At 72.4% G+C, this 384-nt stretch carries 1 pseudogene; it reads left to right on the forward strand.

The window, feature by feature from the left end:
* Positions 1-384 (forward strand): annotated as a pseudogene (locus H926_RS31025) (hypothetical protein); the annotation flags it as partial.

Raw genomic sequence — 384 nt, forward strand, 5'->3', positions numbered from 1 at the left:
GGGTGGTCTTGGCGGCGTGATGGGCGGCGCCATCGGCCGTGGCGGCATGGTGGGCGGCACGCTCGACGGCGCGTTTGACGGTTCCTCCACGCTCGACACCGTGCGCTCCACCACCCGTGGCACCGCCAACGGCTCGGGCAGCACCAGCGGCAACACCAGCGTGACCCGCCACAACGGCAAGGTTCACGCCGATCGCACCGCCAGCGGCAACGCTGCGGGTTCGGCCAGCCAGGGGCTGACCGCTCCCGCCGGATCGCTGACCGGCTCGCTGGCTGGCAATGGCAGCGGCACCGTGGGTGGCAGCGCCAATGCCCAGGCCATCGGCACCGACCAGCTGACCAGCACCACGCGTTCGGCCACGAACACGGTGCGCACCACCGCCAG

It is taken from the genome of Novosphingobium sp. B-7, assembly GCF_000410615.1.
GTDB lineage: Bacteria > Pseudomonadota > Alphaproteobacteria > Sphingomonadales > Sphingomonadaceae > Novosphingobium > Novosphingobium capsulatum.